This is a genomic window from Haliea salexigens DSM 19537 (assembly GCF_000423125.1).
GTDB classification, from domain to species: domain Bacteria; phylum Pseudomonadota; class Gammaproteobacteria; order Pseudomonadales; family Halieaceae; genus Haliea; species Haliea salexigens.
Genome location: NZ_AUHJ01000012.1, coordinates 57,240 through 76,464 on the forward strand (window position 1 = coordinate 57,240; position 19,225 = coordinate 76,464).

Consider the following 19,225-nt stretch of genomic DNA (forward strand, 5'->3'; position numbering starts at 1 on the left):
TTGCGCTGGCATTGAGCCCTTTTCGGGGTAGTGGCGTATAACCGGCTATAATCAGGGAGAATCTGGCTGTCTCGTCCATCCGTGCCGGATGGGTCATTCATGAGGAAACAGCGTTGAACGATATGGCGAAAAATTTACTTTTATGGCTGGTGATTGCCGCGGTGCTGCTGTCGGTGTTCAACAACTTCAATATGGAGAGCCCGACGCAACAGGTGGGTTACTCCGAGTTCATTGAGGAGATCCAGAACGAGCGCATCAAGAAGGTGGTCGTTGATGGCCTGACCATCAACGGCGAACGCTTCGATGGCAGCCGTTTCGAAACCATCCGCCCCATGGTGGAGGATCCCAAGCTGATTGACGACCTCCTGCAGCACAATGTTGAGGTGATCGGTCGCAAGCCCGAGCAGCAGAGCGTATGGACGCAACTGCTGGTCGCCAGTTTCCCCATCCTCATTATCATCGCGGTCTTCATGTTTTTCATGCGCCAGATGCAGGGCGGTGCGGGTGGCCGCGGTGGGCCGATGAGTTTCGGCAAGAGCAAAGCGCGCCTGCTGGGCGAAGACCAGATAACTACCACGTTTGCCGATGTGGCGGGGGTTGATGAAGCGAAAGAGGATGTTCAGGAGCTGGTCGAATTTCTGCGCGATCCCAGCCGATTCCAGAAGCTCGGTGGCCGTATTCCCCGCGGTGTGCTCATGGTGGGTCAGCCCGGCACCGGTAAGACGCTGCTGGCAAAAGCCATTGCGGGTGAAGCCAAGGTGCCGTTTTTCTCCATCTCGGGTTCAGATTTCGTGGAGATGTTTGTTGGCGTGGGCGCCTCCCGCGTACGCGACATGTTTGACCAGGCGAAGAAGCAGGCGCCCTGTATTATTTTCATCGACGAAATCGACGCGGTAGGCCGTCATCGCGGCGCAGGCCTGGGTGGCGGGCACGACGAGCGCGAACAGACCCTCAACCAGCTGCTGGTGGAGATGGACGGCTTCGAAGTGAATGATGGCGTTATCGTGATCGCCGCCACAAACCGCCCCGACGTGCTCGACCCCGCGCTGCTGCGCCCGGGCCGTTTCGATCGTCAGGTTGTGGTCGGGCTGCCCGATATTCGCGGGCGTGAGCAAATCCTGAAGGTGCACATGCGCAAGGTGCCGCTGTCCGAGGACGTTGTGGCCTCGCGCATTGCCCGTGGCACGCCCGGTTTTTCCGGCGCCGATCTGGCGAACCTGGTGAATGAGGCAGCGCTCTTTGCCGCGCGCGCCGGTGTGCGCACGGTGGGCATGACGCAGTTCGAATTGGCCAAGGACAAGATCATGATGGGCGCCGAGCGCAAGTCCATGGTCATGTCGGAAAAGGAAAAGCGTAACACGGCTTACCACGAGGCGGGCCACGCCATTGTTGGTCGCCTGGTGCCTGAGCACGACCCGGTGTACAAGGTGAGCATCATCCCCCGCGGCCGCGCCCTGGGCGTGACCATGTTCCTGCCGGAAGAAGACCGCTACAGCCACAGCCGCCGGCACATCATCAGCCAGGTGTGCAGTCTGTTCGGTGGGCGCATTGCCGAGGAAATGACCCTGGGCAAGGACGGCGTCACCACCGGCGCTTCCAATGATATCCAGCGCGCTACCAGTATCGCTCGCAACATGGTGACCAAGTGGGGCCTGTCGGAGAAGCTGGGCCCGCTGATGTATGACGAAGCGGAGGAGGAGGTGTTCCTTGGCCGTTCTGCCGGGCATCAGACCAAATCGCTGTCGGCGGAGACCGCCAAGCTGATCGATCAGGAAGTCCGTAGCATCATCGATGAATGTTACAGCACGGCGCAGGGTATTCTGGAAGAGAACGTGGACAAGTTGCACGCCATGGCTGACGCCCTGATGTTGTACGAGACCATCGATGCCGACCAGATCAACGACATAATGGAAGGGCGCACCCCGCGTGAACCCGCTGACTGGGGTGGCTCGGATGGTGGTCCACAGGCCGGTGCACGCAAGGCGACAACGGCCGAGGACGACGATGAAGCGGCCAGCCCCATTGGCGGCCCCGCCGGTGAGCACTGACTCCGCCGCAGCGCAGTGAGTGCTGCCCCAGGCCCGGCGCTTGATTGCGCCGGGCGTGTTCTCGACCTCTCACGCCCCGTTGTCATGGGCGTGGTCAATACAACCCCCGACTCCTTTTCTGACGGTGGCGCCCTGTACCGGGGCGGCCGCCTCGATCTCGAACGCGCCCTCGCTCATGCCCAACGCTTGTGCACGGAAGGTGCCGCTATTCTGGATATCGGCGGCGAGTCCACGCGCCCCGGCGCGCCGCCCGTGTCATCAACCGAGGAGCAGGATCGCGTGTTGCCGCTGGTTGATCGCGTGGCGCGCGAGCTCGATGTGGTGATCTCCGTGGATACCAGTGACCCGGTGGTGATGCGTGAAGCGGCGGCACTCGGGGCGGGTATGCTCAATGATGTGCGAGCGCTCACCCGCGAGGGTGCACTGGAGGCTGCGGTGGCGTCTGGCCTGCCGGTGTGTCTGATGCATATGCAGGGCCAGCCGGGCACGATGCAGCAAGCGCCGGTCTACACCGATGTAGTGGCCGAGGTGCGCGGCTTTCTGGCGCAGCGGCTGGAGGCCTGCCTGGAGGCGGGCATGGCGCGCCGGCAGATTCTTCTCGACCCCGGATTTGGCTTTGGCAAGACGGTGGCGCACAACCTGGAGTTACTGGACCGCCTCGGCGACCTGGCGCTGGACGGCCTGCCGCTGCTGGTCGGATTGTCGCGCAAGTCGTTGATTGGCAAGATTCTGGGTCGTGCTACGGTGTCCGGGCAAGCGGGGGTGGACCTTGCGCAAGACCGTCTCGCCGGCAGTCTGGCCCTGGCGGTGCTTGCAGTCGAGCGTGGTGCCGCTATAGTGCGAGCGCATGATGTGGCGGCAACGGTGGATGCGCTGGCCGTGTGTGTGGCAACGAAGCGATGGGGGCGACCTTGAGTAGACAGTTCTTCGGTACCGATGGCATTCGGGGCACAGTGGGTGAAGCCCCTATCACCCCGGACTTCATGCTCAAGCTGGGCTGGGCCTGTGGTCGCGTGTTCGCGCGGGGCGCCAGCCCCGGCACCCACAACACGGTCATTATCGGCAAGGATACCCGGGTCTCGGGATACATGTTTGAGTCTGCCCTGGAAGCGGGGCTGGTGGCCGCCGGCGTGGACGTCAAGCTGTTGGGCCCCATGCCGACGCCGGCTGTCGCATTGATGACCCGCACCCAGAACGCCGTGGCGGGGATTGTGATCAGCGCCTCCCACAATCCCTATTACGATAACGGCATCAAGTTTTTCTCATCGGATGGCGCCAAGCTGGCCGACGATGTGGAGCTGGCCATCGAGGCCGAACTGGCCTGTGATCTGGTGGTCGTGCCCTCGCGGGATATTGGCAAGGTTGTGCGGGTTGCCGACGCCGCGGGCCGTTACATCGAGTATTGCAAGGCCACAGTGCCAGACAGTTTCAGCCTGCGCGGTCTGAAAATCGCGGTCGACTGTGCCCACGGCGCCACCTACCATATCGCGCCCAATGTGCTGGCCGAACTCGGCGCGGACGTGGTCAGCATGGGCGATCGGCCCGATGGCTACAACATCAACGAAGGTGTGGGCTCCACAGACACCTCACGCCTGTCTGCCCTTGTGCTGGAAAGTGGCGCCGACCTGGGCATCGCCTACGATGGCGATGGTGACCGCGTTATGTTCGTCGACGCTGACGGTTCCCTGGTGGATGGCGACGAGTTGCTCTATGTGATTGCTGTGCACAGGGCTGCTCAGGGGCACAGCGAAGCGGGCGTCGTCGGCACACTGATGTCCAATCTGGGGCTGGAGCTGGCGCTGCGCGAGCTGGGCCTGGAGCTGGCGCGGGCCAAGGTCGGCGATCGCTATGTCAAGGAGCTGATGGAGGCCCGTGGTTGGCGCTTGGGCGGAGAGTCCTCCGGACACATCATCTGCGCGGACCACACCACCACGGGCGATGGTATTGTTGCCAGCCTGCAGGTGTTGGTGGCCATGTCCGATGCCGGGCGCAGTTTGGCAGAATTGCGCGCGGGCTTGCGCAAGTGCCCGCAGACCATGATCAACGTACCGGTCAACGGCCGTTTTGTGCTCAGCGAACTGCCTGCGGTGGCGGCGGCGGTCGAATCGGTGGAGCAGGTGCTGGGCACGCGTGGGCGCGTGCTGCTGCGTCCCTCCGGTACGGAGCCCCTGGTGCGGGTGATGGTCGAAGGTGAGGACGCAGCGGAAGTGGAAGCGCTGTGCCAGGCACTTGCCAGCGACGTGGCAGAGGCCCTGCAGGCGGGCTGATACACCCGCTGGCGCGCCTTGTATGTGGCGGTCTTCTTGGGTACCATTGCCGACCGTTTTTTGAGGCCGGGTGAGCCAGTGCGCAAACCGCTTGTGATGGGTAACTGGAAGATGCACGGCACCCGGGCCAGCGTGCATAAACTGCTCGCAGGGCTGGTGTCCGAGGGCGCGCCGGCGTCGGTAGACGTTGCGGTTTGCCCGGTGTTCGTGCATATCCCGCTGGCGGTCAGCCTGTGTGAAGGCTCCGCGCTGGCCGTGGGCGCACAGGACTGCAGTCACATGGCCGAGGGCGCCTACACGGGCGAGGTGGCGGCGGCAATGCTGGTCGATAGCGGCTGCCATTGGGTGATTCTCGGGCACTCGGAACGGCGCCAGTACCACGGTGAGTCAGACGACATGGTCGCGGCAAAATTGGCGGCGGCGCTGGCCGCGGGCATCGCGCCGGTGGTCTGTGTTGGTGAAACCCGGGACGAGCGTGAGGCTGGTGAGGCCGAATATACAGTGGCGCGACAGTTACAGGGTGCGCTGCGCGGACAGGCGAGCCTGCACAGCCTGGTTATCGCCTACGAGCCAGTCTGGGCGATAGGTACCGGGTTGACGGCCACGCCCGAACAGGCGCAGGCCATGCACGCGTTCATCCGCGGCCAGCTGGAAGCGTTGCCGGGGCTTGACGCCGCGGCAGTCCGCGTGGTGTACGGCGGTAGCGTGAAGCCGGACAACGCAGCAGAGTTGTTTGCGCAGGACGATATCGACGGCGCGCTGGTCGGTGGTGCATCGCTCGACGCACAGGATTTTCAGGCGATTGTTGCCGCAGCACAGGGCTGACAAACGCAATACAGACGTGTAGAGCCCGGGTGGGCAAGGGTGTTATGGAACAGATAATTCTGATCGTTCATTTGCTGATCGCGCTGGCTATCATCGGCCTGATCATGCTGCAGCAGGGCAAGGGAGCGGACGTTGGCGCTTCATTCGGTGCCGGCGCCTCGCAGACGCTGTTTGGCAGTGCCGGCAGCAGTAATGTACTGACCAAGTCAACCGCTTGGCTGGTCGTGCTGTTCTTCGCCACCAGCTTTGGCCTGGCCATGCTGGCCAGCCAGAAAACCCAGGTGGTGGACGACCTGGATCTGGTCATACCCGCCGCGGAGGAAAGGATGGCGCCAGTACTGGATTCCGACCTGCCAACTGTGGATAATGCCGAGCCGGCAGCCGAGGCTGCTGCAGGCGACGTGCCGGAACTGTAAACCGGTCGCGCAACGTTTTTGCCGAAGTGGTGGAATTGGTAGACACGCCATCTTGAGGGGGTGGTGAGCATAGCTCGTGCGGGTTCAAGTCCCGCCTTCGGCACCAAGTTGATGTTCAGGAGTGATCCGGAATGTCCTGAGAGCCTGGCACTTTGCCGGGCTTTTTTGTGCCTGTCGTTCCTGCGTTCGCCTTCGTTTCACACGTGTTGCGCTGTGCCGCCAGCCACGCGGTGCGGTCGAATAGGGTCATGTAAACCAGTGTGGTAGTGTATTGAGGGTTCGGCTTGCCGGGGGGTGTTGCAGTGGATGACAACGGTTTTCGACTCCGCAGGGTGTCGGGGCACACCCGGACCGATGGGGTCCAGGGGCGGCCGTGGTCCGCACAAAGGAGAGCGTAGCCGATGCTCAGGCGTAGCAGCCAAGTCAAGGACAAGCTTTCAACACATTTCGGCAGCCGCCTCTCCAACGGAGAGGGTGTGCTGCAACTGGCCCTGCTGGGCCTGTTGTCGGGCATCGGAACAGGCGGGGTCATACTCCTCTTTCGCAGCGCCATCGAATGGCCACTTGAGCACTTCTTGCCAGGTGCCGACAGCGAGGCCTTTGAGCAGCTGGGCCACGTGGCGCGCATGTTGCTGCCGCTGGCGGGTGCCGTGGGGCTTGGTCTGTTACTGCACTTCCTGTCGGTGAGCGACCGTCGGGTGGGTGTTGCGCACGTGATGCACCGGCTGAATTACCATCAGGGCTACATTCAGTTGCGTGGCGCAGTGATCCAGTTTCTGCTCGGGGTGGGTACCGTGATCACCGGGCAGTCCGCCGGGCGAGAGGGGCCGGCGGTGCACCTGGGTGCAGCATTCTCGAGCCAGCTCGGCCAGTGGCTGCGCCTGCCCAACAACAGCATTCGTACGCTGGTGGCTTGCGGCGTTGCCGCGGCTATTGCGGCGTCCTTCGACACGCCGATTGCCGGTGTGATCTTCGCCATGGAAGTGGTGATGATGGAATACACCATCGGCGTATTTACACCGGTGATTCTGGCGGCAGTGAGTGCCGCGGTATTGACGCGGGCCGTCTACGGTGCGGAGCCGGCCTTCGAAGTACCACTGGTAACGCTGCAATCCCTGCTGGAGCTTCCCTGGATCCTGCTTGTGGCAGCCCTGATCGGGGTCGCGGCGGCGCTTTTTATCCAGCTGATCGAGGCGGCGGGGCGCTTTGATCACCGCCCGATTCTGCTGCGCCTGCTGATGGCCGGCCTGTTCATGGTGCCGTTTGCGCTGCTGGTCCCGGAGGTGATGGGTATCGGCTACGATACGGTAGAGCAGACCATCAACGGGCAGCTCGCACTCTGGGTGCTGCTGGGTGTCGGTTTGGCGAAACTGGTGGCGACCGGTGTCAGTGTGGGCCTCGGCATGCCCAGCAGCATCATTGGCCCCACGCTGGTAACCGGGGCCACTCTCGGGGGCGCTTTGGGGTTGGTGGGTGCCGCACTCATGCCTGAACAGGCATCCACTGTGGGGTTCTACGCCATGCTGGGCATGGGCGCGATGATGGGCGCGGTATTGCAAGCCCCCCTTGCCGCGCTCATGGCCTTGCTGGAGTTCACGCACAACCCGCACATCATCATGCCAGGCATGCTGGCCATCACCGTGGCCAGCCTGGTGACCAGCGAGGTGTTTGGCAAGAAGGCGGTGTTCCAGAGCATGCTGAAGGCCCAGGGCCTGAGCTATGACGCCTCACCGGTGACGCAGGCGCTGCGGCGCGTGGGCGTAGGTGCCATCATGGAATGCAGTGTCAAGGTCGCGCCGCGTATGCTGGAGGGGGAGAGCATTGCCGGGTTGCTGGCGGCGGGCACGCGCTGGGTGTTGGTGGAAGGCAGCAAGGGCCCGGTATCGCTGCTGCTGACGGCGGACCTCGCGCGGTTTGTAGAGCAGCGCGAGTCGGAGGCGCGGGAGCGCGGCGAGCCGGCTGCGGTCGAGGCAGCGGTCGACCTGATGGCGATTCCGGCCAAGCGGCAGGATGTATCGGCGGTGTCCTACCAGGCCACGCTGGAGGAGGCGCTGCAGACCTTCGAACGTACGGGTGCCGAGGTGCTTTACGTGCGCCAGTATCTCTCATACGGCATTGTGCGCATTGCGGGCGTGCTGCATCGGGCGGATATCGACAGCTACTACCAGGCGGGTGTTGTACGCGTCTAACGCATTTGGGGTATGCGGCGGCCGCAGCAAGCGGCTAGGGTGGTGGCGCTACGAGTGTTAGCTTTCAACATCTCGATAATAAAGGGATCGTCAGCCATGAAAAAAATTGCATCTGTACCCGCACACCATCATTTCCCGAAAATGCTGCTTGCCGCAGCCGTGCTGGCCACCAGCCAGGCGCAGGCCCAGGGGCTTGAGGAAGTGGTGGTAACCGCCCAGAAACGTGAACAGTCGCTGCAGGATGCACCGATTGCCATCACTGCGTTTGGCCAGTATGAGCTGGAGCAGCGTGGCATTCGCGACCTCGTCGATCTCGGCACCATAGCGCCCAACGTCAAGGTGGCACCGCTGCCGTCCAACACCGCCAAGGCAACAGTGGCCATTCGCGGCTCGGTGACCTCGAACCCGGGCATCTACTGGGAACCCACGGTGGGTATCTACCTCGACGGCGCGTATGTCGGCAAATTTTCCGGCAACGTGTTCAAGCTGGCCGAAGTGGAGCGCATCGAAATACTGCGCGGCCCGCAGGGCACCCTGTTTGGCCGTAACACGTCGGGCGGTGCGGTCAACGTGGTTACGCAGAAGCCTACCGGCGAATTGGGCGGTCGCCTGCGCGCCGGGGTGGGTAACTTTGGCTACACCGAGATTGACGGCAGCCTGAACCTGCCGCAGCTCGATCTGGGTGGCGCAGGTAATCTGAAAAGCCGCGTCAGCCTGTCCTGGGATGACCGCGACGGTTTTTATGACAACGTTGCGGCCGCGCCCGGCACCACCATCACCCACCCCTTTACCGGCCAGCCGATTCCGGCCAACCCACCCGGCGCGGAAGATGAGCAGAATGCAGCCTCGAGCACCGTGGGCCGCCTGGACCTGCTCTGGGATGTCAGCGACCGCTTTTCCGTGCGCTACTCGCTGGATGAGGTTGACGTCGAGAACACCCCCGGCAAGCCACAGTTCACCAGCTTTGACCCCACCAGCCTTGTATTCGGCTTCCCGCTGCCGGGTGACCTCGCCCAGTTTCTTACCAGCGAGACCGATAACCTCGAGGCAAACAGCATTGATGCGGATGTCTACGAAGAATTCGATTCCACCAGCAATACGCTGACTATGGACTATGATCTTGGCTCCGCCGGCATCCTGGGTGATGCATCGGTCAAGTATGTGTACAACCACCGCGATCTGAGCTTTGCCCAGAGCCTGGACAACGATGGCACGCCCTTCGGCCTGTTCCATTCCGCGATTGAGGAAGAGTACACGCAGCAGTCCCACGAGGTGCAGCTCACCGGGTCTCATGAACGGGTGAACTATGTCATGGGGCTTTACTATTTCGAGGAAGATGCGGACGTCTATAACCCCCTGCAGCCGCTGAATTCCTTCTTCGGGCCGCTGTTGTCGCGCAATGCCTACGGTCTGGAGTCCGAGCAGTTTGCCGTCTACGGACAGGCGGATTGGCGCCCACCGGTGCTGGATGATCGCCTCACCATCACCGCGGGCATTCGCTGGACGGAAGAAGAGAAGTCGGTCTATATCGACCATCCCAACGACAATCCGCCCTTCGCCGGCGAAAACACTGACGATTACAGCAACGTAGCGCCCACGCTGATCTTCAGCTATGAATTCACCGATGAATTCAATGCCTACGCCAAGTACGCCAAGGGCTGGAAAGCGGGTGGCTTCAACGGTGAAGCGGGCAGCATTGAGGACTTCAACGTCGGCTTTGACCCGGAAGAAATCGACTCCTATGAGATCGGCTTCAAGAGCCGCTGGCTGGACAACACCCTGCAGCTGAACGGCGCAGCGTTCTATAACGATGAGTCTGATATCCAGCTGTCCGTGTTCATTCCCCGCGATGGCGGCGTGGCCTCGGTTATCGAGAACGCCGGTGAGTCAGTGAAGCAGGGTCTTGAGCTGGAAGTGGTGTACATGCCCAATGCGGATCTCATGCTGAGTGCAAACTACGGCTACCTGGATTCCGAGTTCACCGAGTTCCTGGAGTTCGACCCGGTTTTGGGTGAAACCGTCGATGTGTCTGATGAGCGCTTCACGCAGTACACGCCCGAGCACACGGTAAACTTAAGCGTTGAGTACACCATGCTGCGCAGCGATTACGGCGACCTGCTGGGCCGCCTGGACTACAGCTACAACGATGAGTACACCCCGTACGTGAAGCCGGAGCAAAAGGCGGTTTCCGACATTGATGGCTACGGCACGCTGAACGGTCGCCTCACCCTGATCAACATTCCGGTAGGCGATAATCAGCTGCAGGTGGCGCTGTGGGGCAAGAACCTGCTGGATGAGGAGTATCGGGTCAATACCGTACCCTTCGGTCCATTCACGGTGAGCTTCTTCGGCAACCCCCGCACCTATGGGTTGGAAGCGCAGTACACCTTCTGATCCCTTCCGGTTCGGTTCGGCGATGTTCGCATCGCTGGGCCGAACCGGAACGTTTTCTTTACTCTCCCCATATCTGCTGCGCAGTGCGCAGTACCTGAGCGACCAGTTGCGGTTGCCGGTTCACCCCTGTTTTCGAAAAGATGGCAGTCAGTTGTGCTCGTGTCGTATGCCGTGAGCGCCCGAGGCTCGTGGATATTTCCGCAAGACTCTCGCCTGCAACCAGGCGCTTGGTCAGTACAGCTTCCGCCCTGGTCAGGGCGAACAACTCCATGAGCAGCTCCTCGGTAATGATGCGGGTGCCTGCGGGATCGCGGAACAGCAGCAACGTCGTGGCCGATGCGGTTTCTTCAATGCCCGGACGCGGCGCAATCCGCTTCAGCAGCACGCTCCACTGCTGTCCTGCCGGCCGTTTTATGTGCAAGGATTCGGGCTGTTGCGCAACATCGCCGCGAGTCAGCCGGCGCAACGCGGTGTGCAGCGCAGTATTGCTTTCAGGCGAACTGCACTGTAGGCGGTCCCCACTGATCAGCAGCCCGTCCGCGTGTTGCAGTACCCGGTTTGCCAGCGGGTTAGTGGTGAGGACTTCTGCCCTGTCGCCAAGGACCATGGAGCCAATGGCCAGCTGGTCTTCTGTCGCATCAGAAATACTGAGCTGGTACTCACGCCTGGCAAGCCGCGCATAGATCGCGATGGCGGTGCGCAGCCAGGGTGTCAGGGCGGCCAGTTTCTGGCGGTCATCATCATTGAAGTGAGCCTGGCCCCGCACACGGGCGCAACGCAGGCGGAAGATCATGGCGGTTTCCGGTTCCTCCAGGTTGATGCCGATAAGATCATCTGTGTCGCCGTATTCCTGAATATAGGCGTAGAAGTTCGCGTGGTGACGCGTGAGTTCATGCCGGCTCATCATTTCGCTGAGTATGACGATTTCGTCTCTGGGGATGTCAAGGAACGGTGTCTCCCGAAAGATACTGTTCTGCAGGAGCACAAGCGCGGCGGTATTGCTTTGGGTGGAAATCAGGACCCCGGGGTCTCCCTGTCTGGGCCTGCGCAGGACCATGGTGGCATGATGGCCGTCGAGGTAATGCTCCAACGCTTGCAGAAAACTCAGCCAGGGCGGCTCTTCCAGCAGGCTACTGAACAGGGTGGAAACCAGTGTGTCAGGCAAGCTCATTCGTGTTCTGCCCTCTGGGATTTTGTGCGCCGGTCGTTCTCGTAGCCTGGTGAGATGGTAACGCCTCGGGGCCTTGCTAGTGCATTTGTGTTATGCGGCGCGCGTCGGGCTGCGGGTATAGTGTGTTCACAGGCGTGGTCACGGCCGCGCCGATGCACATTCAATAATAGCGTTGAGCTGCGGAGATGGGTACCTCTGCCAGTGTGAACGCCAAGAGGTTGTATCATGGATTTCAGCGTTACTCCGCTATCCGGAGGAGTTGGTGTCGAGGTGCTGGGGCTTGATCCCGACAAGCATATTCCGGATGAATCTGCCCGCGCGCTGCGTGACCTCTGGTTGGATGCGGGTATTGTCCTGTTTCGCGGTATCGGTACTTCGCCGGAAGCGCTGTTGAGCATTTCACGCTGCCTGGGTGAGCTTGAACCCCATCCCATTGAACATTTTCGCCTGCAGGGCTATCCGGACCTCATTCTCCTGAGTAATGAGAAATCACTCACGGGCCCCGTGTATGAGTTTGACGGCGTGCCCACCTACGGGCGTATTCCCTGGCACACGGACCTGGCATTTACCACCACTCCGAACGCGGGCGCCGTATTGCGCATGGTGCGCAACAGCGAGCACGGTGGGCAGACGGGCTGGATCGATACGGCGCTGGCCTACGATGCGCTGGATACCGCTACCAGGGAGCGCATCGAGGGGCTTGAGGCTCGCTATATTTTTTGCCCGGACCTGAGTGGCATGCGCTTCAACAAGCCCGGTGGAACGTTGCTGCAGGCTTCCATGAAAGACCTGCCCAGCTTCCCGCCGGTGGCGCACCCGCTGGTCTGGGTGCACCCGGAAACGGGCCGGCGCATTCTCAATATCAGCACGTTGAACATCCAGTGCATAGAAGGGCTGCCAGCAGCGGAGAGTAATGCGCTGATCGAAACCCTGGTGGCACACGCGTTGCAGCCGCGCTTCCAGTACGTTCACGCCTGGCAGAACAATGATGTGGTGGCGTGGGATAACCGCCGCACCATGCACATGGCGTTCGGGCATCCTGTGAGTGAAACACGCATTGTGCAGCGCAGCACCCTTCGCGGTACGGTGAAAATGGGCAGAACAATCGACAGCGGTGAGGAGCAGACGGCATGAGTGACTACGACCTGGTAATTCGCGGCGGCACCGTGCTGGATGGCAGCGGCGGCGAGCAGCGGCAGGCAGACGTTGCAGTGAACGGCGGTGTGATTGCCGCACTGGGTTCGGGCTTGGGGCCGGGTCGGGAAGAAATCGATGCGCGAGGCATGTTGGTGACGCCCGGGTTCGTCGATGTACACACGCACTATGACGGCCATGTGACCTGGGAAAACCGTCTCAAGCCCTCTTCCTGTCACGGTGTTACCACCGCCATCATGGGCAACTGCGGTGTGGGCTTCGCCCCGTGCCGGACGCAGGATCACGATACGCTCATTCGCCTGATGGACGGCGTGGAGGACATCCCCTTTCCCGTACTGGCAGAAGGTCTGCCCTGGACCTGGGAGAGCTTCCCGGAATATCTGAACGTGCTCGCGGAGCGGGATTACGACATGGATGTAGGAGGTTACCTGCCTCACGCGGCGTTGCGGGTGTACGTGATGGGAGCGCGCGGTGCGCGGCGCGAGCCCGCCACCGCCGAGGACATTAAGCGTATGTGTGCCCTGCTGGAAGAAGCGCTGGACGCGGGTGCCATGGGTATTGGCACGTCGCGCACACTGTTTCATCGCGCCAGTGATGGCTCCCCCATACCGACCCTTGACGCCACCAACGAGGAGTTGCTGGCGCTTGCCCGCACGCTGCGCAAGGCGGGCAAGGGTGTGTTCCAGATTGTGGAAGACGTGCACCTTCCGGGGAAGGATGTCAGCGTCTTGCGCCAGCTGGCAGAGGCCTCCGGTCGGCCGTTGACCTTTTCCATGGGCACCGGCAATAGCGGCCCGCAGATATGGCCGCAACTGCTGCAGGGGCTGGAAGAAGCCAATGCCGCGGGTGTCACCATCAAGGGCCAGGTTATGCCCCGTGCCATCGGCATGATGCTGGGGGTGGAGCTAACGCTGAATCCGTTCTACACCACTGCAGGCTACCGCGAGGTGGCCGGCCTGCCACTACCTGAGCGCCTTGCGAAACTGCGCGATCCTGCGCGCCGCGCCCGTATTCTCGGGGAACCCACGGACCCCGACCCGACTCTGGTGCTGGGCCGCATGGTGCGCGATTTCGACTACATGTTCCTGCTCGGTGATCCGCCGGACTACGAGCAGCCCTGGGAGCAGAGCATTGCAGGTCTTGCGCAGGCGCAGGGTGTCAGCGCGGCCGAGCTGGCCTACGACCTCATGGTGGAGGGCGAGCGGGGAACGGTGCTGTACCTGGCCATGGCCAATTACGCCGACGGCAAGCTGGATGCTGTGGGTGAGATCCTGCGTCATCCGGATGTGCTGCCCGGGCTGGGCGACGGTGGCGCGCATTCCTCGACAATCTGCGACGGCAGCTATTCCACCTTCGCCTTGACGCACTGGGGCCGGGATCGCCCTGCGGGCCGTATCCCGGTTGCGGACCTGGTGCATCGATTAAGCAGGGCGACAGCGCTCACCATGGGTCTTGAGGATCGTGGCCTGCTGGCGCCCGGTTTCAAGGCCGATATCAACGTCATCGACTTTGACCGCCTGGCCCTGCATGCGCCGGAAATCACCTATGATTTACCCGGCGGCGGGCGACGCTTGGTGCAGCGCGCCGAGGGTTATGTGGCGACACTCGTAAACGGCGTGCCAGTGTATCGCCATGGTGAAGCGACGGGCGCCTTGCCTGGTCAGTTGATCCGGGGCCAGCAGGGCGCACCGCATAGGCTTTAGCCGCTCACGCTGCCAGGTTAGCCTCTACCGCGTCGAGAAAACCGCACATATCCACCACCTTTTCAGTGTCAGGATTGGTGGTCTTGCCCTTGAGGTCGCCGGTGATGGTGCCCTGCGCGACGGTTTCTATCAGGGCCGTCTTGAGCTTCTTCGCGTAATCGGCCAGCGGCGGATTGACCTCCCGCCGGGCCATTTCCTCCAGAGCGTTCGCGACGGCGAAAATCAGGGCAGAAGAATTGAAGTTGGCCTCTTTGCCGTCGGTCTCCAGGTAGCGCAGGTACAGGTCGTGTGCCGTGCCGTGCGGTGCTTCGTAGAGCATGGTGCCTTCTTTGCTCTCGATCACTGAGCTGGCGGTGGCCAGGCTCCCACCCAGCGCCGCGGAGATGTCGGAAAAGATGTCACCGTCCAGATTCTGCGCGGGATACAGGCCCCAGCGTGGCGGATCGCAGATCATTTTGCTCAGTTGTCGCGAAGGCCGCATGATCATGAAGGATGGCGGCGGCGTATCGAGGGCCGCCAGCTCCTTGCGTATCTCGAGAATGATGGAGCTGTAAACCTCATCGTAATTGACGAATTCCCGTTTCAGCCCGAAGTAGATTTCCTTCTTGTTGACCACGGCATCGCGGAACACCTGTTTTACCCAGTCCTTGATAGCCTCCCGATCATTTGACATGAAAAGAATGGGGTCGCTGGCTTTTACGTCCCGGGCGTGCTTTTCCTCGCCATCGACGATGACCTTGATAATGCCATCTTCAGGTGCTGGCAGGTTGAAACTTCCGTACTGGTCGCCGCCCCCGGCGCTCATTCTGGAGATGGACACGTGCGCTTTGCGCTCGGGGAGGCCATAGTGCTTGAGCTGTTGCACCAACTTGAACAGCTTCATGCCGACGACGTTGTCTGGCACCCCCCACAGCGCCCGTTGTGGAGGATTGGAGACAATGCGCGCTGCCTGGGCATCAATGAGTTCGTAGTGATAGGACAGTCCCGCGGAGGCCACCTGGTCCTTGTAGTCGCGTTCGTAGATCTCCTCAATAGCCGCACGCATCACGCCGTCATAACCGGGAACGACGGTATCTTTCAGGCCGAGGTAGATATCTCGCTGCTCTTCCAGCGCTCGCTGGAAAAACCGGTGTGCCCAGGCCTGCACCTCCTCAATGCAATTGGTCGCCAGCATCCAGGGGTCGCCCTTTCTCAGGGTTCGACGGTGCATTTCCACCGGGTCGCCGCTGCTGCCGACAAAAACTACCTTGGCAACGCCCGTGGCATTGGACAGCTCGCTGTAGCTGAAATCCAGGCCGCCGCTGTGCATGGTGTCCACTTCGATGTCGCGATCTTTCCACTCTGGGCGCACGCTCCTGAGATTGCGGAACTCGATATCCTCGCGTGTGATATTGCCGCCAATGCCCTTGCGGATTGCGCCATTCGGTGATTTCGTCGCCAGCTTGTGCAAAGACGACTCGGCGATGCCGGGGTGTTTGCTGAGTAATTCGCTCAGTTGACGCCGGTTTACCGTCATGCCGGCATTCTTGACCCCGATGCCGTGTTCCCGCAGGGCTTCGATAGCATCAAGCACCACCTGACCGTTACTGGTGAGCCTTTTTTCCGCTGATAGGTCCACCTCGACCAAATCGATTTGCAGACGTGAGGTGACGAACTGCTCAAGTATTTTATCGAAGGCAACTTGTGCCATCTCATCACCGTGAAGAATCACAAGTGGCTTTTTGACCACGATCTTGGTGCCCACTGCGTGCGCTCCTGTTAATAACCCTGAAGCGACAATCTACCGCGCCGGGAGAAAGAAAAGAAGCACTCTGCACGCCGCTTGGGCGTTTTGCTTCCCAAGCCGGTGTGTGTGGCACACATGCGTGGCTCTCGCCGCGTGCTGCCAGTGCTGTCAGGGCTGATACCAGATCGGTGACGTCCAGGCGCGTTCCTGCAAAGTGGCAGGCACGTCTTCCGGTAGCGGCAGGCCGGTGCGCAGGCTGTCCCAGGTGCTCCAGCGGCAGGTGGGGTTTTCCAGCACGCGGGCGTAGTAAAACGCCGCCTGTGCGGGGTTGAAATCGGGGTCGCGCCAGCGCGCGGCGATCTGGCCATCGCCCTTGTGGCGATCGAAGTCGCAGGTCTCCAAGGATACCGTGGCGCCGTTGTCGGGGCAGCGATGCGTTGCCGGGTCGGGGCTCAACCCGTCTGCACAGCCCACGTCAAACACCGCCTCACGTGTGGCACCATCTTCTACCCAGCCCTTGACGATTTGCACGCGCTGGAGCCAGGCGCTGCTCGGATCCTTGGCAGCCCAGAGCAGGAATTCGGGCGCGGAATCGCCCGTGCCGTGATGCAGTTCCCCGCCCATGGGTACGCCCTGGGCATAAGCCTGTTGCGCCCAGTCGGCTTGCGTAAGCAGGTCAGCGGGCCAGTCAGTGCCGGCAAAAAAGCGCACGCTGATGCGCGGACCGCTGGTGCCGAATGTCTCCCGGCGTGCCAGTGCATCGTAGAGTGCCTCGCGCGTGTTCTCGCTGGCCCAGACACCCGCGAGGCCGGCAGAGCTGTACTTGATATGGTGCGTGTTGATGAAGCTGCCACCGCGGCGTGTCTCCGGCGTACCATCGGCACTGCCGATTTTGCCGTGGTAGTTGTCCTCCTCCACCTGGGAACCGGAGTTGTGGCTGTCACTCGCGGCGATAACCCCAAAACGGTAGGGGTTGAACCCCTGCTGCTCTTGCATCACCAGGCCCGCCAGCCAGGCATCGCGGGCATAGCTACCCTTGACCTCGCCCCGGGTGCCACGCCCGCCGAGCAAATCCTCCAGCAATTCAAAGCCCGCCCATTCGTCATTGGGAGACAGCAGCGGGTGGGTTTCCGAGGTGCCCTTGATCTGCGCAATTTCAACCAGCGGTTCATTGCGCTGGCGCAGGGCGGCATACGCGGCATCGATTTTCTCGCCGCCAAACGCCACCTCGCTGGGAAACATCAAGCCGTTGCTCAGGTTGCTGTTGTGGGCGATGGCCATGCCCTCTACGCCGTGCTTGCGCTGCTCATCCAGCCAGGCCCAGAGTGCACGCGGCTCCACGCTGTCGAAGCTGGAGAAAGGCTGTTTCGGCACATCGCTGCTGCGGAAAATCACGTTGCGGTGCAGGTTGACTTCTTCCAGGGCGCCGGAGGATGTCCACTCGTAGCCGATCAGCGTGCTGAATTCTCCCGGCCGGTAATAGCGCTCGGCACTACGTACATACTCTTGCCAGATGGACTGGCGCAGGGCCTTATCAACCAGTGCTGGCATGGGGGTATTGTCACCCATGCTCATCAGCACCTCCAGCACGGCGGCCTGACGGCGCTCCGGATCCTTGTCGGTCAGACGGGCCGCAATCGGCAGCGCCGCCAACTCGCCCTGCGGCGCGAACAGCCGTGGCAGTATGCCCATGTATTCGGAGTGGTCGGTAATGGCGACGAAGTCGAGTGGGGCTCGCAACTGAATGGTCACGCCGCTGATATGCGGTATGGCTTCGCCCTGGGCAAAGCGGTAGGCATCATCCGGCGTGGTACGCACGTTCAGCATGAAGGCATCGGGTGAATTCATGGTGTGTACGTGGAGCTCGCCGAAGAAAGCCTGTCGCGGCGCTGCAGCGGTGTCGGCACTGCCGGTTGCGGAGGCGTGTGCAGCGCCCTGTGCCAGAGTGATGCACAGGGCAGCGCCCAGACGCAGTGGCCAGCTGAAGCGCGTGCGGACAGGGTTGTTTCGTTGCATGGCAGTGGTTCTCCGGTTGTGAAACCACAGAATAGGTGCTTGCGCCGGTACAGGGCGAGCCGCAGAGCCGGGTTCTTTCGCGCTGGTTTGTATAGCCGGACCGTCTGGGGCAGGGGTGGCATGCCCGAATTGCCACGAATAAAGTTTCATTTGTAACTAAATGGGGTCGAGCCTATACTCAGCGCTCAGCAGCAAGTGTGCGGCAGCGGTCTGTAAGGAGGCTCAAAATGGTCGATCTGTTCGAAAATCCGATGGGGCTGGACGGCTTTGAATTCGTCGAATTTACGGCCCCCGCGGCCGGGGTTCTGGAGCCGGTCTTCGAATCCATGGGGTTTACCTGTGTTGCCCGCCACCGCAGCAAGGCGGTGGCGCTGTGGCGGCAGGGTGATATCAATTTCCTGACCAACTACGAGCCCGGCAGCCACGCCTGGTACTACGCGCGCGAACACGGCCCCTCAGCCTGCGGCATGGCCTTCCGCGTGCAGGACGCCACCGGGACTTACAACCGTGCGCTGGAGAAAGGCGCGCAGCCGGTTGCCGTGGAAACCGGCCCGATGGAGCTGCGTTTGCCGGCCATTCGCGGCATCGGCGGTGCCATTCTCTACCTCATCGACCGCTATGCGGAAGGGCAGAGTATCTACGACATTGATTTCCATTGGTTGCAGGGCGTGGACAGAAAACCCGCGGGCCTCGGTTTTCATACCCTCGACCATCTGACCCACAATGTGTATCGGGGCCGCATGGGCTACTGGGCACGCTATTACGAGGAGTTGTTCAACTTCCGCGAAATCCGCTACTTCGATATCGAAGGTGAGCACACGGGACTGTTGTCGAAAGCGATGACCGCCCCCGATGGCAAGATCCGTATTCCCCTCAACGAAGAGTCGCGCGGTGGCGGCCAGATTGAGGAGTTCCTCATGGCGTACAACGGCGAGGGCATACAGCACATTGCGCTGGCCTGCGACGACATCCTGACCTGCTATGACCGCTTGCAGGCAGCGGGCATGACATTCATGCCGGCCCCTCCGGCAACCTACTATGACATGCTCGAAGGTCGCCTGCCCGGGCACGGCGAATCGGTGGCGGAATTGCAGGCGCGCGGCATTCTTCTGGATGGGAGCACCGAGGGCGGGGTGCCACGCCTGCTGTTGCAGATCTTTTCTGCCAACCTGCTCGGGCCGATGTTCTTCGAGTTCATCCAGCGCAAGGACGACGAGGGTTTTGGTGAGGGTAACTTCAAGGCGCTGTTCGAATCCATAGAGCGTGACCAGCTGGCCCGCGGTGTCATCGGCGCGGCGCGGGAGGCATGAAGGAG

13 protein-coding genes and 1 tRNA gene are annotated in these 19,225 nt (G+C 61.7%); 11 read left to right on the forward strand and 3 right to left on the reverse strand.

Going from position 1 to position 19,225, the window contains the following annotated elements; genetic code table 11:
- The first annotated feature begins 122 nt into the window (after positions 1-122).
- The 8 genes from ftsH to G533_RS0113970 all read left to right on the forward strand — a co-directional run bounded on the left by ftsH (position 123) and on the right by G533_RS0113970 (position 10,139).
- Positions 123-2,048 carry an ATP-dependent zinc metalloprotease FtsH gene (ftsH, locus tag G533_RS0113935; RefSeq protein WP_027950485.1) on the forward strand — a complete coding sequence of 642 codons (1,926 nt, stop codon included), beginning with the start codon at positions 123-125 and terminating at the stop codon, positions 2,046-2,048.
- A gap of 15 nt (positions 2,049-2,063) precedes the next feature.
- Positions 2,064-2,963, forward strand: a complete 900-nt coding sequence (folP, locus tag G533_RS0113940) for a dihydropteroate synthase (RefSeq protein WP_027950486.1) — start codon at positions 2,064-2,066, stop codon at positions 2,961-2,963.
- Entirely contained in the window at positions 2,960-4,315 is a 1,356-nt protein-coding gene (glmM, locus tag G533_RS0113945; protein ID WP_027950487.1) for a phosphoglucosamine mutase, read from the forward strand. The genes folP and glmM overlap by 4 nt, the downstream gene beginning before the upstream one ends.
- A 78-nt stretch (positions 4,316-4,393) precedes the next feature.
- Positions 4,394-5,140 (forward strand): triose-phosphate isomerase, encoded by a 747-nt coding sequence (gene tpiA, locus G533_RS0113950; protein WP_027950488.1) that lies wholly within the window; start codon positions 4,394-4,396, stop codon positions 5,138-5,140.
- Positions 5,141-5,184: 44 nt separating this feature from the next.
- Positions 5,185-5,556, forward strand: a complete 372-nt coding sequence (gene secG / locus G533_RS22095; protein WP_035528267.1) for a preprotein translocase subunit SecG — start codon at positions 5,185-5,187, stop codon at positions 5,554-5,556.
- 20 nt (positions 5,557-5,576) lie between these two features.
- A tRNA-Leu gene (locus tag G533_RS0113960) sits at positions 5,577-5,662 on the forward strand.
- Between the two features lie 295 nt (positions 5,663-5,957).
- Complete coding sequence (locus G533_RS0113965; protein ID WP_027950489.1) at positions 5,958-7,745, forward strand: chloride channel protein; 1,788 nt, start codon at positions 5,958-5,960, stop codon at positions 7,743-7,745.
- 96 nt (positions 7,746-7,841) lie between these two features.
- Positions 7,842-10,139, forward strand: coding sequence for a TonB-dependent receptor (locus G533_RS0113970; protein ID WP_027950490.1), 2,298 nt, complete (start codon positions 7,842-7,844; stop codon positions 10,137-10,139).
- Positions 10,140-10,197: 58 nt separating this feature from the next.
- Here the strand turns inward: G533_RS0113970 and G533_RS0113975 are convergent, their stop codons facing one another.
- The gene (locus G533_RS0113975) at positions 10,198-11,310 is read right to left on the reverse strand and encodes a helix-turn-helix transcriptional regulator (RefSeq protein WP_027950491.1); all 1,113 of its coding nucleotides are present in this window, start codon (positions 11,308-11,310) and stop codon (positions 10,198-10,200) included.
- Between the two features lie 225 nt (positions 11,311-11,535).
- Here G533_RS0113975 and G533_RS0113980 point away from each other — a divergent pair, with 225 nt between their 5' ends.
- Both G533_RS0113980 and G533_RS0113985 read left to right on the forward strand, forming a co-directional pair.
- Positions 11,536-12,444 carry a TauD/TfdA dioxygenase family protein gene (locus G533_RS0113980; RefSeq protein ID WP_084639011.1) on the forward strand — a complete coding sequence of 303 codons (909 nt, stop codon included), beginning with the start codon at positions 11,536-11,538 and terminating at the stop codon, positions 12,442-12,444.
- Positions 12,441-14,168 (forward strand): N-acyl-D-amino-acid deacylase family protein, encoded by a 1,728-nt coding sequence (locus G533_RS0113985; RefSeq protein WP_027950493.1) that lies wholly within the window; start codon positions 12,441-12,443, stop codon positions 14,166-14,168. Before G533_RS0113980 ends, G533_RS0113985 begins: the two co-directional genes overlap by 4 nt.
- A gap of 4 nt (positions 14,169-14,172) precedes the next feature.
- On the opposite strand, the gene G533_RS0113990 is transcribed toward G533_RS0113985, so the two are convergent.
- Positions 14,173-15,912, reverse strand: a complete 1,740-nt coding sequence (locus tag G533_RS0113990) for an isocitrate/isopropylmalate family dehydrogenase (protein WP_027950494.1) — start codon at positions 15,910-15,912, stop codon at positions 14,173-14,175.
- Between the two features lie 150 nt (positions 15,913-16,062).
- On the reverse strand, positions 16,063-17,910 hold the full coding sequence (locus G533_RS22100; protein WP_035528302.1) for a DUF3604 domain-containing protein: 1,848 nt from the start codon (positions 17,908-17,910) through the stop codon (positions 16,063-16,065).
- A 227-nt stretch (positions 17,911-18,137) separates the two neighbouring features.
- On the opposite strand from G533_RS22100, the gene hppD reads away from it, so the two are divergent.
- Positions 18,138-19,220, forward strand: a complete 1,083-nt coding sequence (hppD, locus tag G533_RS0114000; RefSeq protein WP_027950495.1) for a 4-hydroxyphenylpyruvate dioxygenase — start codon at positions 18,138-18,140, stop codon at positions 19,218-19,220.
- Positions 19,221-19,225 lie beyond the last annotated feature (5 nt).